At 60.7% G+C, this 557-nt stretch carries 1 protein-coding gene; it reads left to right on the top strand.

Annotation, left to right across the window (positions count from 1 at the left end; genetic code table 11):
- Nucleotides 1-557 (top strand): phosphotransferase family protein (locus AC0L2O_RS36335; RefSeq protein ID WP_473373142.1); only part of this gene is annotated, 557 nt, incomplete at both ends.

Below are 557 nucleotides of genomic sequence, written 5' to 3'. Positions count from 1 at the left end.
GTCGTCCTCCAGTTCAAGGGCGGCCAGTCCAACCCGACCTATCGCCTCAACACGCCGAACCACTCCTACGTGATGCGCCGAAAACCGTTCGGCAAATTGCTGCCGTCGGCGCATGCGGTCGACCGCGAATACCGCGTCATCACCGCCCTCGGAAAGCAGAGCTTTCCGGTCGCGCGCGCCTATGCGCTGTGCCAGGACGACGGCGTCATTGGTGCTGCCTTCTACATCATGTCGATGGAGGAAGGACGCGTGTTCTGGGATCCGACGTTGCCGAGCCAGGACAACGATACGCGCCGGAAGATCTTCACCAACAAGATCGAGACGCTGGCCAAGCTCCATATGTACGATCCTGCTGCGATCGGCCTCGGGGATTTCGGCAAGCCAGGCAACTATTTTGCCCGCCAGATCGACCGCTGGACCAAGCAGTACCGCGCGTCCGAAACCCAGCACATTCCAGAGTTCGAGAAGGTGGCCGAATGGTTGCCCAAGACCGTGCCGGAGCAGGCGCGCGTCTCGATCGTCCACGGCGACTATCGTCTCGACAACATGATTTTCCA

This window comes from Bradyrhizobium sp. Kon10 (assembly GCF_055807395.1).
The sequence above is the reverse complement of the archived record's forward strand: the minus strand, read 5'-3'. Positions and strand labels throughout refer to the sequence as shown.